Genomic DNA, 17,024 nt, shown 5'->3' on the forward strand with positions numbered 1-17,024 from the left:
GGCGTGCATGACTTCGCTGCGGAAGGCTACGGGCGCGGCTTGCCGCCGTATGGCTTCTTCTTCTTGACCACCACCCGCTCGGCCGGGTCGTCACAGCGGGTCCGGACTTCCTGGTTGCCGTCGTCGCCGCTGTAGGAGGCGACCCACCGGTAGGTGCCGGGCACGCGCGGCCGGAACTCCTCCGAGCGGTACCGGCCGTTGCCGTCGACGTCGACGGTCGAGGTGAACACCGGCCGCCCGGAGCAGGTCTCGTCGCCGGGGCCGTACAGCTCGAAGGTGATCGTCCCGGTCGGCGCGACGCCGCCGGACAGGAAGGCCCGGTCGTAGATCTCCTTGCCGAGGTAGGTGTCACGCGAGGCCTCGGTGCTCAGCGTCGGGGTGACCGTGCCCGAGCCGACCACCACCCACTCGTCCCGATCGGTGCACGGCGTGGTGACCTGCGCGTTGTTCTCGTCACCGTTGTACGTGGCAACCCACCGGTAGGTGCCCGGCGCTGTCGGCCTGGTCCGTTCGGAATCGTAGGAGGTGGCGTCGGTGAGGGTCACCGTGGAGGTGAACACGGCCGGACCGGTGCACATGGCGTTGTCCGGACCGTACAGGCGGAACGTGATCGTGCCCGTCGGGCTGTCTCCGCCGGTCAGCGTCGCGGTGTCCCAGATCTCCCCACCGAGGGCCACGTCGTCCGACGCGACCGTGTCCAGCGCCGGCGTCACCACCGCCGGGTTGACCACCACCCATTCGAGTTCGTCGGCGCACGAGGTCGCTGCCGGCTGATTGAACCGGTCACCGCTGTAGGTGGCGATCCACCGGTACGTTCCCGCAGCCAGGGGGGTGAAGTCGTCGGACTGGTAGAGACCGTCCCGGGTCACGGTCCGTGTCGTGGTGAACGCGGCCGTGCCGGTGCACATGGCGTTGTCCGGGCCGTACGCCTGGAACGTGATCGTGCCGGTCGGGTTGTTGCCGCCCGCCAGCCTCGCGACGTCGTGGATCTGCCCGCCGAACGTGATGTCCGCCGACGCGACGGTGGTCAGGTCCGGCGTGGCCCGTGCGACGCAGTTCAGGGGGGCGGTGAACGGGAAGTAGTGCATCTCGCCGCCGTCGGCCGCGGCGGTGCCGTGGATGAGGCTGGCCACGATGACCTGGCCCTCGATGTTGTTGGAGTTCAAGTCGGTCACGTCGGCGTTGGGGGCGTACAGCGTGCCCTCCAGCACCGAAGAGCCCGTCAGGGTGATCGCGGTCGCCGTCGGGAAGTTCCACAGCAGGAAGGGCGCGTCGGTGCCGCCGATGCCGGCCGGGGTGGGCACGGTCCAGTTGAACGTGTTGCCGGGTGCGGTGTCGACGTTGATCAGCAGGGGCGTGCCGGAGGTCGGCGGGGTCACGAAGGTGAGCGTGGAGATGTTGGCCAGGTTGGCGGCCGTGATGTTCAGGACGTTGGTGCCCGCGCCGAGGTTGATGTAGGCGTTGGTCATGGGCGGCAGGTTCTGCGGCAGGTCGTCGCCGTTGGCGTTCTTGAGGACGACGGTGTTGGTGCAGCCGGCGAGGTCGGTCGACGAGCTGCGGAAGTCGGCGAAGGCGGTGGCGAAGTCGATGCCGGAGTCGCGCAGGACGGAGTCGACCGGCTGCTCGACCCGGAGTTCCACGCGTGGCGTCGAGCCGTAGGAGGCGCCCTCGGCAACGATGTGGGTGTTCCCCGAGTTGCCGCCGTCGTCGGTGTCGCGCACATCGGCCCCGGTCGGGTCGCCCAGCTTGGCGTAGCCCTGCTGCACGTCCAGGATGGTCGCGCTGCTGGCGGTGAAGTTGATGGCACCGCCGATGACCAGGGCGCTGGGCACGTCGTCGAGGGGAGCCTCGTACGTGCCCGGTGACGCCCCGGCGACCTCGTAGCTGCCGCCGATGGTGAGGGTGCCGCCCAGCGCCACCGGACCTTCGGTCTCGTTGCCGGTGAGGGTGGCGTCGCCTTCGGCGAAGACGTTGAAGCCCAGAGCGGCGGCCGTCGGTGAGGCGGGGCTCACCGCTCGGGCCGGATCAGGGGCGACCATGACCAGCATCGCGGAGGCTGCCGCGCTCAGCAATGCCGTGGCGGCGACGATGCCGCGCATCCGAGTTGTCTGCATGTCTGAGGTATATCGGCCGTTCAGGCCTTTTAGCCTCATTATCTCCATTTAAGCGTATCAGAGCCATTAGAAGATTAATGTCCCGTTTGATACCCGCTGCCCGCCAGCCGGATGTGTCCAGGCGATGGCCAGACCTTGACAGTCGTATATCTATACGAGTATCAATTAGCTGCAAATAACGTTATAGAGCCGTCCCTCTCGCCCCTCCACGACCACGATGAGGCCTTCGGCGACGCCTCGTCAGGCCCGGTAACGATCCTGGGAGACCCCATGCACCCAGCACGTCATCGACGGCGCCTGCTCACTGCCGTCCTCCATGGCGCCATCGGCATCCTCACCGTCCTCGGCAGCCTCGCCGCCGCGGCTCCGGCCACGGCCGCCCCCGCCCAGCCCTCCCCGCTGACCACCCCGTGGACCGGTCAGGCGCTCAACGGCACCCCGCTGCCGGAGTACCCCCGCCCGCAGATGACCCGCCCCGACTGGCTGAACCTCAACGGCGAGTGGCAGTTGAGCCAGTCCACCACCAACAGCGCGCCCGTGTTCGGCCAGAACCTGCCCGAGCGGGTCAACGTGCCGTTCCCGGTCGAGTCGGCGCTGTCGGGCATCAAGCGGCCCGCCAACGACAACCGCTACTACCTGACCTACCGGCGCACCTTCACCGTGCCCGCCGGCTGGGCCGGCCGCCGGGTGCAGCTGCACTTCGGCGCGGTCGACTGGCGCACCACGGTATGGGTCAACGGCGTGCAGGTCGGCACGCACACCGGCGGCTACGACCGGTTCGAGTTCGACGTCACGGCACAGCTCAACGGCGGCACCAACGAGCTCGTCGTGCGGGTGTTCGACCCGACCGACTCGGGTGCCGAGGGCAGCAACCCGGCCCGCGGCAAGCAGGTCCGCAACCCCGGCGGCATCTTCTACATCCCCACGTCCGGCATCTGGCAGACGGTGTGGATGGAGCCGACGCCGACCGCGTCGATCTACAGCGCCGACCTGTACGCCAACCTGAGCAACAACACCCTGCGGATCAAGGTGTTCACCCGCGGCGACGTGACCGGGCACTCGGTGTACGCGGAGGCGCTCAACGGCACCACCGTCGTCGGCACCGCCACCGGCGGTTTCACCGAGTTCACCGTGCCGGTGCCGAGCGCGCGCCGCTGGTCGCCGGACGACCCGTTCCTGTACAACCTGCGGCTGTCGCTGCGCAACAGCTCGGGCGCGACCGTCGACCAGACCACGCACTACTTCGGTATGCGCGAGGTCGGCAAGGCCGTGCTCAACGGCAAGCTGATGCCGACCCTCAACGGCCAGTTCGTCATGCACAACGGCACCCTCGACCAGGGCTTCTGGCCCGACGGCCTGTACACCGCGCCCACCGACGCGGCGCTCGCCGGCGACCTGCAGAAGATCAAGGACCTGGGCTTCAACATGGTCCGCAAGCACATCAAGGTCGAACCGCAGCGCTGGTTCTACCACGCCGACCGCCTCGGGCTGCTGGTCTGGCAGGACATGCCGAGCAAGGGCGACCCGGGCACCGCCGCCCAGCAGGCGCAGTGGGAGACCGAGCTGCGCGAGCTGGTCGACGAGCACCGCTCCTCGCCCGCCGTGGTGGTGTACGTGCCGTTCAACGAGGGCTGGGGCGAGTGGAACCTCGCCGACACGTCCCGCATCGCGCAGAACGTCAAGAACCAGGACCCGACCCGCCTGGTCAACCCGCACAGCGGCTACAACTGCTGCAACTCCAAAGGCGACCCCGGCAACGGCGACATCATGGACTGGCACGTGTACGTCGGCCCGGACTCCCCGACCCCGACGGCCACCCGCGTCGCCACCCTCGGCGAGTACGGCGGCATGGGCCTGCGCACGCCCGGCCACGAGTACAGCCCGAACGGCAACTTCGGGGCGTACGAGATGCACACCAGCACCCAGTCCATCACGGACCGCTTCGTCGGGCTGATCAACTCGTCGACGAACCTGATGTACACCCGGGGCCTGTCCGGATTGGTCTACACGCAGCCGTTCGACGTCGAGGGCGAGGTCAACGGCTTCTGGACGTACGACCGGCAGGTGCTGAAGTTCGACGCGGCCCGGGTGCGGGCCGCCAACCAGGCCATCATCGCCGCGTCGAAGGCGCTGAACACGGGCCCGCCGCCCGGCCAGCGCATCATCGGTCCCGGCGGCAAGTGCGTCGACGTCGCCGCCGACGACACCGGCGGCAACGGCGCGGCCGTGCAGCTGTGGGACTGCCAGGCGACCTCCGGCGACCAGCGCTGGACCTGGAACGGCAACACGCTGCGCACGCTGGGCCGGTGCATGGACGCCACCGGCAACGGCACCGCCAACGGCACGCTCATCCAGCTGTGGGACTGCAACGGCGGCGGCGCGCAGCAGTGGGTGCAGCAGGCCAACGGCTCGCTGCGCAACCCGCAGTCCGGCCGCTGCCTCGACTCGCCGAACGGCTCCACCGCCAACGGCGCGCGGCTGCGACTGTGGGACTGCAACGGCAGCGCGGCTCAGGTGTTCCGGGTCGGCGGCGGCTCCACCGCGGCGAGCAACATCATCGGCCCCGGCGGCAAGTGCGTCGACGTCGCCGCCGACGACACCGGCGGCAACGGCGCGGCGGTCCAGCTGTGGGACTGCCAGGCCGTCGCCGTGGACCAGAAGTGGGCCTGGGACGTCACCGCCCTGCGCACCCTGAACCGCTGCATGGACGCCACCGGCAACGGCACCGCAAACGGCACGCTCATCCAGCTGTGGGACTGCAACGGCGGCGGTGCCCAGCAGTGGATTCCGCAGGCCAACGGCTCGCTGCGCAACCCGCAGTCCGGCCGCTGCCTCGACTCGCCGAACGGCTCCACCGCCAACGGCGCGCGGCTGCAACTGTGGGACTGCAACGGCAGCCCCGCCCAGCAGTTCCTGAAGCAGTAGGTGAACCCGGTGGTGGCGGCGCTTTCCGCGCCGTCGCCACCACGGGCCGCCGCCCGCGCGCCCGTCACCAGTTTCGGGGGAAGTGCACGAATCGGTTCGATGATTCGTGCACTTCCCCCGAAACAGCGGGGACGCGGCGGGCGGGTCAGCGGCGGCGCCAGAGGGCGGGGGTGTTCGGGGGTTCCCAGCCGGGGAGGGAGGTGTGGGCAATCTGGCAGGTGTATGCCAGGCCGCTGTAGGTGACCTGGGCGCCGACGGCGTACGGCTGGTAGGGCTGCCAGGTGCCGCCACCGCCGGGCGGGGTGGGGCTCGGTGACGCCGTCGCCGTCGGGGACGGCGAGGGCGGGGTGCCTGGCACGTTCAGCACGAAGTCGAACGTGGCCTGGCGGGCCGAGCCGACCTGCTGCACGTTCATCAGCAGGGCCGGGTCGAACAGGGAGTCGGTGCTGTTGCGGGGCTCGTTCGGGAAGTACAGCTGCGTGGTCAGGATCGGGCGGCCCGGCGCCTGCACCTTGACGTGGATGTGCCGGGTGCGGCCGGGGTAGAGGCCGGGCACGATGGTGGACAGGGTGAACCGGCCCTGGGCGTCGCTGAACTGATGGCCGCGGAAGCGGTTGCCGACGTTGTCGTACGCGCCGGCGTTGTCGGCCTGCCAGAAGTCCAGCAGCGCCCCGGCGATGGGCTGGCAGGCCAGGCCGACGACGTAGCCGGTCACGGTCAGCCGGGTGCCCGCGCCGTCGACCATGGCGGTGCGCAGCGGCGAGCCGGGTTTGAAGTACGGCCCCTCCATCTGCGGCGGGGTGAGATCGTCGTCGTCGCAGGACTCGGGCGTGACCGCGAGCGGCTGCCCGGAGGGCGTGCTCGCCAGCGCGGGCACTCCGGCCAGCAGCGGCACGGCCGGCACCACCAGCGCCGCGCGCAGCAGGGACTTGCGGGTGATGCGCGGGGTGCGGTCTTCTTCTCGATCACTCATGGCAGGTCTCCTTCGTGGGACGTCGCCGGAAACGCTAGAGCGGCGCATAGCCACCATTCGATGGACGTGATCGGGTGTTCGTGGTGTTTTCGGCGGGTCCCCACGTCCAGGACGCCGCCCGCCGGAACTCCCCCGCGCTCGACCCGGTCTCCCTGCGGAAGAACCGGCAGAAGTACGCCTGGTCGGCGAAGCCCAGCTCGCGGGCGATCTGCGCGATGCTCAGCCGGGTGCCCGCCAGCAGCCGCATCGCCTCCACGGTGCGGGCGTGGCGGATCAGCTCGCCGGGCGAGCGCCCGGTCACGTCGCGGACCGCCTCACCCAGGTAACCCTGCGAGACGCCCAGCGCCGCGGCGCATTCGCGGACCGAGAGAGCCCCGCCGCGCGGCCCGGTCAGCAGGTCGAGGAACCGTGCCGCCAGCTCGGCGCGCTGCCCCGTCGCCGCGGGCGGGGCAGACAGACCCGTGGCGCGGGCCGCCTTGGTCAGCAGGACGCGCAGGTATGCCTGCACCACCCCGAGCGAGTCCGCGGCAGGCTCGTCGTACTCCCGGCGCATCCGGCCGACCAGCGTGAACGCCTCGTCCGCGACGTCGGGGGCGAGGGTGCGGCACGGCTGGTGGCCGAGCAGGTGCAGCAGTTCCCGGACGCGGGGGCACCCGGCGAGGAACTCCTCGCCGAACAGGATCAGAGAACCGTCCAGGTCGGCGGCGTCCTGCCAGTGGTGGGCGCGGCCGGGCAGCACCACGGCGAGCTGCGGCGGCTCCAGCGGGTACGCCTCGAGGTCCACCACGTGCGCGCCGGTGCCCGCACGGACCAGCACCACCTCGTAGAAGGTGTGCCGGTGCGGGAACGGGGCGTGCGACAGGGGGCCGAGCGCGTCGAACGTGTCGATCGCGAACGGCACCGACAGCGGCTGCGGCACCGTGAGCCGGTGCAGTGGCAGGGACATCCCCCGAGCCTGCGGCCTCGATCCACCGCACGGCAGATGTCAGCCCGGTCCTATCACGCCCTGATGGGCACCCGCCGCGACCGAAGATCGCCGGGGTAAGGTCCACCTTCCGAACGGGGGAGGAACGATGTACGACCGTGGTGACCTGGTGCGCGTCTATCTCGGTGCGCAGGGCGAGGGCTTCGGCGGCTACTACGCCGACTCCGCGACGTTCAACGCGGCGCTGAAGGCCCACTACGAGGCGATGCTCGGCGGGCTGGAGCAGCTCTTCGGCCTGCGCCTGAGCATGAACGGCGTCGCATCGTTCGACAACCGCGTGCTGTTCATGCTGTTCACCTCGACGACCCGGTCGTTGCTCGCGCTCCGCACCCCGTGGTCGGGCTTCCTGGAGTCGAGCCTGCTGGTCAAGAAGATCGAGGAGGCGGGCGCGAACGGGCAGCGCGTCATGGCGGCGACCGAGCGCATCGTGCGGCTCACTGACGAGTCGCACCAGGTCCACCTGGACATGCTGGACGCGCTCGTCGCCGCGATGTTGGGCGACCGCGCCGAGGCGACCTTCTCCGCCGACGATCTGCGGGCGCTCGGGGTCGACGTCACCGGACCCGACCCGAACGACTACCCGCTCTACGAGGACTGACCCAGGTCAGGCGTTTTCCTACCGTAAACAATATGACCTGTTTGGAAATACAAGGTTTCCAGTGGGGTTCCTAGATTCCCCGGTGTGACACCGAAATCCAGACTCTTCACTGCACTGATCGCCGTGGCGGCCCTCTCATCCGCCATGGTGATCACGTCGGCGGCCAGCGCCGGCTCCCATCCCGCGCCCGCTCCCCTGCCCGTCGCCGCGGACCGCGGCATGGTCTACGAGCTGGCCCGCACCCTGCGTATCAGCCCCGACCAGGCGCTGGCCCGGCTGGGCCGCGAGGCGGCGTTCGCCCGCGCCGAGCAGAACCTGCGCCGTACGCTCGGCGACCGCTTCGGCGGGGCCTACCTCGACCCGGACGCCGCGACCCTGACCGTGGCCGTGACCAGCGCCGCCGACAGCGCCAGGGTGCGGGCGGCCGGGGCAGTCCCGGTCACCGTCGCGCACAGCGAGGCCCGGCTGGTCCACGAGACGGCCCGGCTCGACCTGCGGGCCGCCGCCGCGCCGAAGCAGGTCCCCGGCTGGTACCCGGACGTGCGCAGCAACCGCGTCGTCGTCCTCTACCGGGACGGCGCGCTGAACACCGCCCGCACGTGGGCCGCGGCGAGCGGCCTCGACACCGCCGTGGTCCGCTTCGAGGCCAGCGCCGAGCAGCCGCGGCCGCTGATCGACATCGTCGGCGGCAACGCGTACTACATCGGCAGCGGCACCCGCTGCTCGGTCGGCTTCGCGGTCACCGGCGGCTTCGTCACCGCAGGACACTGCGGCAGCACCGGGGCGAGCACCACCCAGCCCAGCGGATCGTTCGCCGGATCGAGCTTCCCCGGCAACGACTACGCCTGGGTGCGTACCGCGGCCGGCAACACGCCGCGGGCGCAGGTCAACCGGTACCCGGGCACGGTGCCCGTCGCCGGTTCGCAGGCCGCCGGGGTCGGCGCGTCGGTGTGCCGCTCGGGTTCCACCACGGGTTGGCACTGCGGCACCATCAACGCCCTCAACAGCTCGGTGACGTACCCGCAGGGCACGGTGACCGGCCTGATCCGCACCAACGTCTGCGCCGAACCCGGCGACTCGGGCGGCTCGCTCATCGCCGGTGACCAGGCGCAGGGCGTGACGTCCGGCGGCTCCGGCAACTGCAGCTCGGGCGGCACGACGTACTTCCAGCCGGTCAACGAGATCCTGCAGACCTACGGCCTGACCCTGACGGTCAGCGGCGGCACGCCGCCGACGAACCCGCCGAGCCCGACCGCCGGGCCGAGCGGGCCGCCGCCGGGCTGCGGCGGGCTGCCCGGCTGGAGTTCGACGACGGCGTACGCCCCCGGCGTGAACGTCGCCCACAACGGCCGCCGCTACGAGTCGACCTGGTGGTCCACCGGCGCGGTGCCGAGCGACCCCGGCTCGTGGGCCGTCTGGGCCGACCGCGGCGCCTGCTGAACGCACGACCCTCCCCTCAGGTGGCCTGGGCGTCCCGGAGAGACGCCCAGGCCACCGCCCTCCACCCCGCAGAAGGAGTCCATCCCGTGAAGTCCACCGGCATCCGGATCACGCTCGCGGCCACCGCCGCGGCCGTGGGCCTCGCCCTGGTGATCCCAGGAGTTTCCGGCGCCAGACCCGCCGACACCCCCGCGCCCGCCGCCGACCCGGCCGCGCTCGCCGTCGCCGCCGCCGACCGGGCCGCCGACGGCGGCTACGACGCGCTGGCCAAGGGCCCGCACGAATCCTTCGTACGCCGCGACGTCGTCGCCGGTTCCGGCGGATTCCGGTACGTCTCCTACGAGCGCACCCACCGCGGCCTGCCTGTGCTCGGCGGCGACGCCGTCGTGGCGACCGACCGCACCGGCACGGTACGCGGCACCAGCTCCGCGCTCGGCCGGGGCGTGCGCCTGGCCTCGATCATCCCGACGGTCTCGGCCGCGCAGGCCGCGTCCGTCGCCCGGCGGCAGCTCGACACCGTCGGCCAGGCGACTCCGCCACGGCTGGCCGTCTTCGCCACCCCGGCGCGCGACCGGCTGGCGTACGAGATCGTGCTCGAAGGCGTGCGCAAGAACGCGCCGAGCCGCCTGCACGTCGTGGTCGACGCCCGCACCGGCGCGCTCCTCGACGTGCGCGACGACGTGCGCATGGGCACCGGCAACGGCTACTACAACGGCCAGGTCTCGATCACCACCAGCGGTTCCGGCAGTTCCTGGTCCATGACGGACAACAGCCGTCCGGGCATCCGCTGCGGCGGCCAGGGCGGCACCGCGTACACCGGCACCGACGACACCTGGGGCAACGGCTCCGGCACCAACCTGGAGACCGCCTGCGTCGACGCCCTCTACGCGGTGCAGCGCGAGTGGGACATGCTCAGCTCGTGGCTGGGCCGCAACGGCATCAACGGCTCCGGCGGCGGCTTCCCGGCCCGGGTCGGGCTGGCCGAGGTCAACGCGTACTGGAACGGCAGCTACACCAACTTCGGCCGCAACCAGGCGGGCACCGGGCAGGCCACGCCGATCGACGTGGTCGCGCACGAGTACGGCCACGCGATCTTCCAGACCACGCCGGGCGGGGCCGGGTCCGGCAACGAGAACGGCGGCCTCAACGAGTCCACCGGCGACATCTTCGGCGCGCTGACCGAGGCGTACGCCAACAACCCCAACGACCCGCCGGACTACCTCGTCGGCGAGGAGGTCAACCTCACCGGCTCGGGCCCGATCCGCAACATGTACAACCCGTCGGCGCTCGGCGACCCGAACTGCTACTCCTCGGCGATCCCGAGCACCGAGGTGCACGCCGCGGCCGGCCCGAACAACCACTGGTTCTACCTGACCGCGGTCGGCTCGGCCGGCGGTGGCGGCAACCCGGCCAGCCCGACCTGCAACGGCTCCACGGTCACCGGCATCGGCCTGCAGAAGGCCGGGCAGATCTACATGGCCGCGCTGAACATGAAAACGTCGTCCTGGCGTTACGTCAACGTGCGTACGGCGACGCTGCGCGCGGCGGTCAACCTGTTCGGCGCGTCCTCGGCCGAGTGCCGCACCGTCAAGGCGGCCTGGGACGCGGTCAGCGTGCCCGCGCAGTCCGGTGAGGCGCAGTGCAGCACCGCGCCCGGCAACGACTTCTCGCTGTCGGTATCCCCGGGCAGCGGCACCGTGCAGCGCGGCTCGACCGTCACCACGACCGTGGTCACGGCCACCACCTCGGGCAGCGCGCAGACGGTGAACCTCACCGCGAACGGCCTGCCCTCGGGTGTCACGGCGAGCTTCAGCCCGGCGTCGGTCACCTCCGGCGGCTCCAGCACGCTCACCCTGACCGCGAGCGCGAGCGCGGCGACCGGCTCGGCGGGGGTCACCGTCACCGGGACCGGCTCGGCGACGCACAGCGCGACGTACACGGTGACGGTCACCAGCGTGCCGAGCGGCGACGACTTCAGCGTCTCGCTGTCGCCGTCGTCCGCGAGCGTCGCGGCGGGCAGTTCGACCAGCGCGACCGTCGCCACGGCGACCACGTCGGGCAGCGCGCAGGCGGTGAACCTGTCGGTGACCGGCGCGCCGACCGGGGTCACGGCGTCGGTGAGCCCGGGGTCGGTGACCTCGGGCGGCGGCGCGACGCTGTCGGTGTCGGTCGCGGCGGGCACCCCGGCGGGCATGTACCCGCTGACGGTCACGGCGGCGGGCACGTCGGCCACGCACACGGCCGTGTTCACGCTGACGGTGACCGGGGGCGGCGGCTGCGGCGGCCTGCCGGCGTGGAGTTCCACGACGCCGTACTCGCCGGACGACGTCGTGTCGCACAACGGCCGCCGTTGGAAGGCCACCTGGTGGTCGACCGGCGCCGAGCCGGGCGCGCCCGGCTCGTGGGCGGTCTGGTCCGACCAGGGCGCCTGCTGACGGGTGGGGGGTGGAGCAGGGGCCGGATGCCTGAGCGCGGCCGGCCCCTGCTCCGTGACCGGGGCGAAGGCACGTCCGTCGGGCGCGGTTCCGCGCGGTGGCTAAGCTGGTCGCCGTGACCACCGCCGATCAGTTCGCCCGCGCCAAGTACGTCAGCCTGACGACCTACCGCAAGGACGGCACGCCCGTCGCCACGCCGGTGTGGCTGGCGGTCGACGGCGGCGAGCTGTTCGTCATCTCCGACTCCGACGCGTGGAAGGTCAAGCGCGTCCGGCGCACGAGCCGCGTGACGGTGGCCGCGTGCGACGTCCGGGGCCGGGTCGCCCCCGACGCCGTGCCCGTGGAGGGCACCGCCCGGGTCCTCGACGACACCGGCTCGCAGCGGGTTCGGCAGCTGATCGCCCGCAAGTACTGGATGTCGCGGGTGGGCAACTGGGCGGCGCGTGTCCTGCACCTGCCGAAGAAGCCGGTCGTCGGCATCGCCGTGACCTTCTGAGCGCACCCTCAGCCGGGACCGGTCACCACCAGGAGAACAGAGTTTCCTCCACCGAAACGGTTGCATCCGAGCCGGACGGGTAAGAAGCTGTCCTGAACCCGCGCAATCGGCGACGGGCTATCGGGCTGGAGGCGCTCGCGATGAAGGTTACCGACCTGCGGGCGAGCCGGGCGCTGCTCGGCGCGATCGTCGCCGGCCTGCTCATGACGGGCCTCATCGCGCTGAGCGCCGGCTGGCTGGCCCGGCCGGACCTGCTGCCCGACACCGGCCCCTCCTGGTACGTGTGGCAGCGCCCCGAACGCTCCACGCTGATCATGGCCGGCGTCTGGTCCCTGTACGCCCTGCACCAGGTCGGCTTCTGGGCCCTGATCTGGTACGGCCAGCAGCGCGTCGGCAGGTACACCGGCCGGCTGCACCTGGTCAACGTCGCCGCGCTCGCGTTCAACACGGCCTTCGTGCTGCTCCACTTCGCACAGACCCAGCTCTGGTACGACGGCCTCGCCCAGGACGTGTCGATCTGGTCGTCGCAGTTCTCCGTCATCATCCTGCTGGTCTGGGTGCTGCTCATGGAGAACGACCGGCGCGGCCTGCTCTTCGGCAGGACGATCCCGACGCCGGGCGGCGCGGGCGTACGCGAGTGGGCGCGCAAGTACCACGGCTACTACTTCGCGTGGGCGGCCGTGTACACGTTCTGGTACCACCCGATGGAGACCACCACCGGGCACCTGATCGGGTTCCTGTACATGTTCCTGATCCTGGTGCAGGGCAGCCTGTTCCTGACCCGCGCGCACGTGAACCGCTGGTGGACGGTGACGTTGGAGGTCATGGTGCTGTTCCACGGCGCGATCGTCGCCCTGAACAGCCCGAAGCAGCTGTGGTTCCAGTTCGGCTGGGGCTTCGCCACGATCTTCGTCGTCACCCAGATGCACGGGCTGGGCCTGTCCCGCCGGGTGCGGTGGCTGATCGGCCTGGCCTACGTCGGCTCGGTCGGCGTCGTTGTCTCGATCCTCGGCACGGCGAAGCTGGCCACGCTGCCCCGGGTGCCCGCGGCGGAGTACGTCGGCGTGTTCATCCTCGCCGCGATCTTCGCGGCCGGGCTGTGGATCGCCCGGCGGCTCAGGCCCCGCCCCACTACGCAGGACGACACTCCGACGCCGGTGCGCAGCGACGATCAGGTCACCGTCTGATCCGGCCAGGCGAGGTGTCGCTCGCGGGCCACATCATTGGTGATGTGCCACATCAATAAAAGATGTGGCCTGCCGACGCGACACCTGGTCCCGGCCGTCGGTCACACCGGCGGCAGGACCACGTCCAGGGTGGCGGCCCACTGCCGCAGCACCCGGGCCCGGCGGGCCGTGTCGTCGTGCAGCAGCTCGCCCAGGCCGAGGCCGCGCGCCAGGTCCAGGGTCGCCTGCACGGTCTCCCGCGCGCCCGGAGTCTGCTCGTCGACGCGCAGCAGCTCGACCGCCATGCCGTGCGCGGTGCGCCCGAGCGCCGCCTCCAGCGGTCGCACCTGATCCCGCAGCGACGCGTCCACCGCCGCCGCGGTCCACACGTGCAGCGCTGCCCGGAACAGCGGTCCGCGATACAGCCCCACCAGCACGGCCAGCACCTGCTCCGTACGCCGGGGACCGCTGCGCAGGCCCGCGACGGCGCCCTCGATCTCGGTGGCGCGCACCTCGGTCATGTGCTCGATCAGCCCGGTGACCAGGTCCTCCCGGGTCGGGAAGTGGTGCTGGGCCGCGCCGCGGGAGACCCCGGCGCGCTCGGCGACGACGGCGACCGTCGTGCCCGACCACCCGAGTTCCGCCATGCACTGCACCGAGGCCTCCAGCAGCCGCCGGCGGGTGGCGCGGCTGCGGTCCTGCTGCGGTTCACGTACGGGGGTGGTCGGCACGGCGATCACGCTACCTGGGCTCAGTAGGACCGGGGCAGGCCCAGGCTGTGCTGGGCGACGAAGTTGAGGATCATCTCCCGGCTGACCGGGGCGATCCGCCCGAGCCGCGACGCGACCAGCAGCGTGGCCAGCCCGTACTCGGTGGCCAGCCCGTTGCCGCCGTGGGTCTGGATGGCCTGGTCGACGGTCTTCACGGTGGCCTCCCCGGCCGCGTACTTGGCCATGTTCGCCGCCTCGCCCGCCGCCTGGTCGTCGCCGCTGTCGTAGAGGAACGCCGCCTCGCGGGTCATCAGCCGGGCCAGCTCGACCTCGATGTGGCAGGCCGCGAGCGGGTGGCTGATCGCCTGGTGCGCGCCGATCGGCGGCCCCCACACGGTGCGGTTCTTGGCGTACTCGACGGCCCGCCCGAGCGCGTACCGGGCCATGCCTAGCGCGAACGCCGAGGCCATGATGCGCTCGGGGTTCAGCCCCGCGAACAGCTGCAGCAGCCCCGCGTCCGCGCTGCCGACCAGGGCGTCGTCGGGCAGCCGTACCTCGTCGAGGAACAGGTTGTACTGCTTCTCCGGCGCGACCAGCTCGGTCGGGATCTGCTGCGCGGTGAACCCGGGCGCGTCGGTCGGCACCACGAACAGCACGGGCTTGAGCCGCCCGGTGCGCTCGTCGGCGGTACGCCCCACGACCAGCACGGCCTCGGCTTCGTCGATACCGGAGATGTAGGTCTTGCGGCCGGACAGCAGCCAGCCGTCGCCGTCGCGGGTCGCGGTGGTGGTGAGCTTGTGCGAGTTCGAACCGGCGTCGGGTTCGGTGATCGCGAACGCGAAGATCTTCGTCCCGTCGGCCAGCCCCGGCAGCCAGCGCCGCTTCTGCTCCGGGGTGCCGAAGCGGGAGATCACCGTGGCGCAGATCGCCGGGGAGACGACCATCATCAGCAGCGGGCAGCCCGCCGCGCCGAGTTCCTCGCAGACCGCGGCGAGGTCGCCGATGCCGCCGCCTCCGCCGCCGTACTCCTCGGGCACGTGCACGCCCAGGTAGCCGAGCCGGCCGGCCTCCTGCCACAGCTCGGTGGTCTTCTCCCCGGCGCGGGTGCAGCGCAGGTAGTAGTCGTGGCCGTACTTGCCGGCCAGGTCGGACACGGCGCGGCGCAGGGCCTGGCGCTCGTCGCTCTCGAGGATCACGGTTGGGCCTCCGGGTCGGCGGGGGTGACGACCGCGAGCACCGCGCCGACCTCGACCTGGTGGCCGACGGCCACGGGCAGGTGGGTCACGGTGCCGCCGGTCGGGGCGGTGATCTCGTGCTGCATCTTCATGGCCTCCAGCCACAGCAGCGGCTGGCCGGCGGTGACCTGGTCGCCCTCGGCGACGGCGACGCGGATGACGGCCCCGGGCAGCGGTGCGAGCAGCGACCCGCTGGCGACCTGGACCTGCGCCACCGGGAACCGTTCGACCGGGCGCAGGCTGACCGGCCCGAGCACCGAGTCGACACAGACCATCTCCGGGTACGTCGCGACGGTGAACACGTGCCGCACGTTGCCGCGCCCCAGCTCCACCCGGGTCGCCGTGACCTCGCCGACGACGACCTCGGGCTCGTCCTCGACCCGTACGCCGTCGCGGGTGCGCCGGTAGCCGACGTCGATCCGCCCGGCCGGGGCCTGGTAGGCGCGGGTCTGCGGGGCGGAGGCGACGTTGCGCCAGCCGCCCGGCAGTCCGGTCACGACGGTCGCGCTCGCCCGCTCGGCAGCCGACGCGGCCAGCGCCGCGGCGTACGCCGACAGCCGCTGCGCGTCCTCGCCGGCCAGCGGCCGGGCGAGCATGTCGAGCCCGTGCTGCTCGAAGAACGCGGTGTCGATCCGCCCGGCCAGGAACGCCGGATGCCGCAGCACGTTGACGAGCAGATCCCGGTTCGTGACGAGCCCGTGGATCCGCGCCTGCGCCAGCGCTCCCGCCAGGGCCCGCGCGGCCTGCGACCGCGTCGGCGCCCACACGATCACCTTCGCCAGCATCGGATCGTAATGCGGCGTAACCACATCCCCACCCGCAAACCCACTGTCCACGCGCACCACCACCGCGCCGGCCGCCACCGGCGCGGGCACGCCGAATTCGGTGGTGGTGGGGAGGGTGAAGGTATGGAGGGGGCCGGTTTGGGGGCGCCAGGTGTGGGCGGGGTCCTCGGCGTAGAGGCGGACCTCGATGGCGTGGCCGTGGATTGCGGGCGGGGTGGGCGGGAGGGGGTGGCCTTCGGCGATGTCCAGTTGGAGGGCGACCAGGTCCAGGCCGGTGACGAGTTCGGTGACGGGGTGTTCGACCTGGAGGCGAGTGTTCATCTCCAGGAAGTGGAACGAGCCGTCGGGCGCGGCCAGGAATTCGACGGTGCCCGCGCCGCGGTAGCCGATCGCGGCCGCGGCGGCGGTGGCGGCGGCGTGCAGGCGTTCGCGCATGGCCGGGTCGACCATCGGTGAGGGGGCCTCCTCGACGACCTTCTGGTGGCGGCGCTGGATGGAGCACTCGCGCTCGCCGACCGCCCAGATCGTGCCGTGCGCGTCGGCCATGACCTGCACCTCGATGTGCCGCCCGGTGGCCAGGTAGGGCTCGCAGAACACGGTCGGGTCACCGAACGCGGCGGCGGCCTCGGCGCGGGCGGCCTCGACCTGTTCGGGCAGCGCGGCGAGGTCGTGCACGACGCGCATGCCGCGGCCGCCGCCACCGGCCGACGCCTTGATGAGCACGGGCAAATCGGCCTCGGTGACCGTGGCGGGGTCGAGTTCGGGCAGCACGGGCACGCCCGCGGCGGCCATCAGCTTCTTCGACGCGATCTTCGAGCCCATCGCGTCGATGGCGTCCGGCGAGGGCCCGATCCAGGTCAGCCCGGCGTCGATGACCGCCTGGGCGAACGCGGCGTTCTCGGACAGGAAGCCGTAGCCGGGGTGCACGGCGTCCGCGCCGGCCGCGAGCGCGGCCTCGATGACGAGGTCGGCGCGCAGGTAGGTGTCGGCGGCGGTGACGCCGGGCAGCCGTACCGCGATGTCTGCTTCTGTGGCGTGCAGGGCCCGGGTGTCGGCGTCGGAGTGCACGGCGACGGTGGTGATGCCGCGTTCGCGGCAGGTGCGGAAGACGCGGCGGGCGATCTCGCCCCGGTTGGCGACCAGCAGTCGGGAGATCATCTCG

Annotated in this window: 12 protein-coding genes; 6 read left to right on the forward strand and 6 right to left on the reverse strand. The window is 71.8% G+C overall.

The features are described from left to right. Positions 1-26: 26 nt before the first annotated feature. Complete coding sequence (locus tag Cco03nite_RS08005) at positions 27-2,114, reverse strand: choice-of-anchor A family protein (protein ID WP_203690493.1); 2,088 nt, start codon at positions 2,112-2,114, stop codon at positions 27-29. Between the two features lie 270 nt (positions 2,115-2,384). On the opposite strand from Cco03nite_RS08005, the gene Cco03nite_RS08010 reads away from it, so the two are divergent. Next, positions 2,385-5,039, forward strand: a complete 2,655-nt coding sequence (locus Cco03nite_RS08010; protein WP_239167201.1) for a ricin-type beta-trefoil lectin domain protein — start codon at positions 2,385-2,387, stop codon at positions 5,037-5,039. 145 nt (positions 5,040-5,184) lie between these two features. Here Cco03nite_RS08010 and Cco03nite_RS08015 read toward each other — a convergent pair whose 3' ends face one another. Then, a complete protein-coding gene (locus tag Cco03nite_RS08015) occupies positions 5,185-6,012 on the reverse strand; it encodes a dioxygenase family protein (RefSeq protein ID WP_203690495.1) in 828 nt (275 codons plus the stop codon). Between the two features lie 34 nt (positions 6,013-6,046). Next, entirely contained in the window at positions 6,047-6,958 is a 912-nt protein-coding gene (locus Cco03nite_RS08020; protein ID WP_203690496.1) for a helix-turn-helix domain-containing protein, read from the reverse strand. A 127-nt stretch (positions 6,959-7,085) separates the two neighbouring features. Between Cco03nite_RS08020 and Cco03nite_RS08025 the strand changes: the two genes are divergently transcribed. From Cco03nite_RS08025 to Cco03nite_RS08045, 5 genes are all read left to right on the forward strand, one after another. Continuing rightward, positions 7,086-7,595, forward strand: a complete 510-nt coding sequence (locus Cco03nite_RS08025; RefSeq protein WP_203690498.1) for a hypothetical protein — start codon at positions 7,086-7,088, stop codon at positions 7,593-7,595. A 123-nt stretch (positions 7,596-7,718) separates the two neighbouring features. Further along, on the forward strand, positions 7,719-9,035 hold the full coding sequence (locus Cco03nite_RS08030) for a trypsin-like serine protease (protein WP_239167202.1): 1,317 nt from the start codon (positions 7,719-7,721) through the stop codon (positions 9,033-9,035). An 86-nt stretch (positions 9,036-9,121) separates the two neighbouring features. Next, entirely contained in the window at positions 9,122-11,470 is a 2,349-nt protein-coding gene (locus tag Cco03nite_RS08035; protein ID WP_239167203.1) for a M4 family metallopeptidase, read from the forward strand. A gap of 115 nt (positions 11,471-11,585) precedes the next feature. Beyond that, on the forward strand, positions 11,586-11,966 hold the full coding sequence (locus Cco03nite_RS08040; RefSeq protein ID WP_203690506.1) for a PPOX class F420-dependent oxidoreductase: 381 nt from the start codon (positions 11,586-11,588) through the stop codon (positions 11,964-11,966). A gap of 140 nt (positions 11,967-12,106) precedes the next feature. Further along, entirely contained in the window at positions 12,107-13,153 is a 1,047-nt protein-coding gene (locus Cco03nite_RS08045; protein ID WP_203690508.1) for a hypothetical protein, read from the forward strand. A gap of 101 nt (positions 13,154-13,254) precedes the next feature. Here Cco03nite_RS08045 and Cco03nite_RS08050 read toward each other — a convergent pair whose 3' ends face one another. The 3 genes from Cco03nite_RS08050 to Cco03nite_RS08060 are packed head-to-tail and all read right to left on the reverse strand — an operon-like array spanning position 13,255 to position 17,020. Continuing rightward, positions 13,255-13,863 (reverse strand): TetR/AcrR family transcriptional regulator, encoded by a 609-nt coding sequence (locus Cco03nite_RS08050; protein WP_203690510.1) that lies wholly within the window; start codon positions 13,861-13,863, stop codon positions 13,255-13,257. 20 nt (positions 13,864-13,883) lie between these two features. Then, entirely contained in the window at positions 13,884-15,038 is a 1,155-nt protein-coding gene (locus Cco03nite_RS08055; RefSeq protein ID WP_203690512.1) for an acyl-CoA dehydrogenase family protein, read from the reverse strand. After that, a complete protein-coding gene (locus Cco03nite_RS08060) occupies positions 15,035-17,020 on the reverse strand; it encodes an acetyl/propionyl/methylcrotonyl-CoA carboxylase subunit alpha (protein WP_203690514.1) in 1,986 nt (661 codons plus the stop codon). Before Cco03nite_RS08060 ends, Cco03nite_RS08055 begins: the two co-directional genes overlap by 4 nt. Positions 17,021-17,024: the final 4 nt, after the last annotated feature.

The sequence above is a fragment of the Catellatospora coxensis genome, from assembly GCF_016862635.1.
GTDB classification, from domain to species: Bacteria; Actinomycetota; Actinomycetes; order Mycobacteriales; family Micromonosporaceae; genus Catellatospora; species Catellatospora coxensis.

Excerpts from the sequence above, each read along its gene's own strand:
- Cco03nite_RS08020 (WP_203690496.1), bottom strand. The coding sequence starts at position 6,958 with ATGTCCCTGCCACTGCACCGGCTCACGGTGCCGCAGCCGCTGTCGGTG.
- Cco03nite_RS08045 (WP_203690508.1), top strand. The coding sequence starts at position 12,107 with ATGAAGGTTACCGACCTGCGGGCGAGCCGGGCGCTGCTCGGCGCGATC.
- Cco03nite_RS08005 (WP_203690493.1), bottom strand. The coding sequence starts at position 2,114 with ATGCAGACAACTCGGATGCGCGGCATCGTCGCCGCCACGGCATTGCTG.
- Cco03nite_RS08015 (WP_203690495.1), bottom strand. The coding sequence starts at position 6,012 with ATGAGTGATCGAGAAGAAGACCGCACCCCGCGCATCACCCGCAAGTCC.
- Cco03nite_RS08025 (WP_203690498.1), top strand. The coding sequence starts at position 7,086 with ATGTACGACCGTGGTGACCTGGTGCGCGTCTATCTCGGTGCGCAGGGC.
- Cco03nite_RS08060 (WP_203690514.1), bottom strand. The coding sequence starts at position 17,020 with ATGATCTCCCGACTGCTGGTCGCCAACCGGGGCGAGATCGCCCGCCGC.
- Cco03nite_RS08010 (WP_239167201.1), top strand. The coding sequence starts at position 2,385 with ATGCACCCAGCACGTCATCGACGGCGCCTGCTCACTGCCGTCCTCCAT.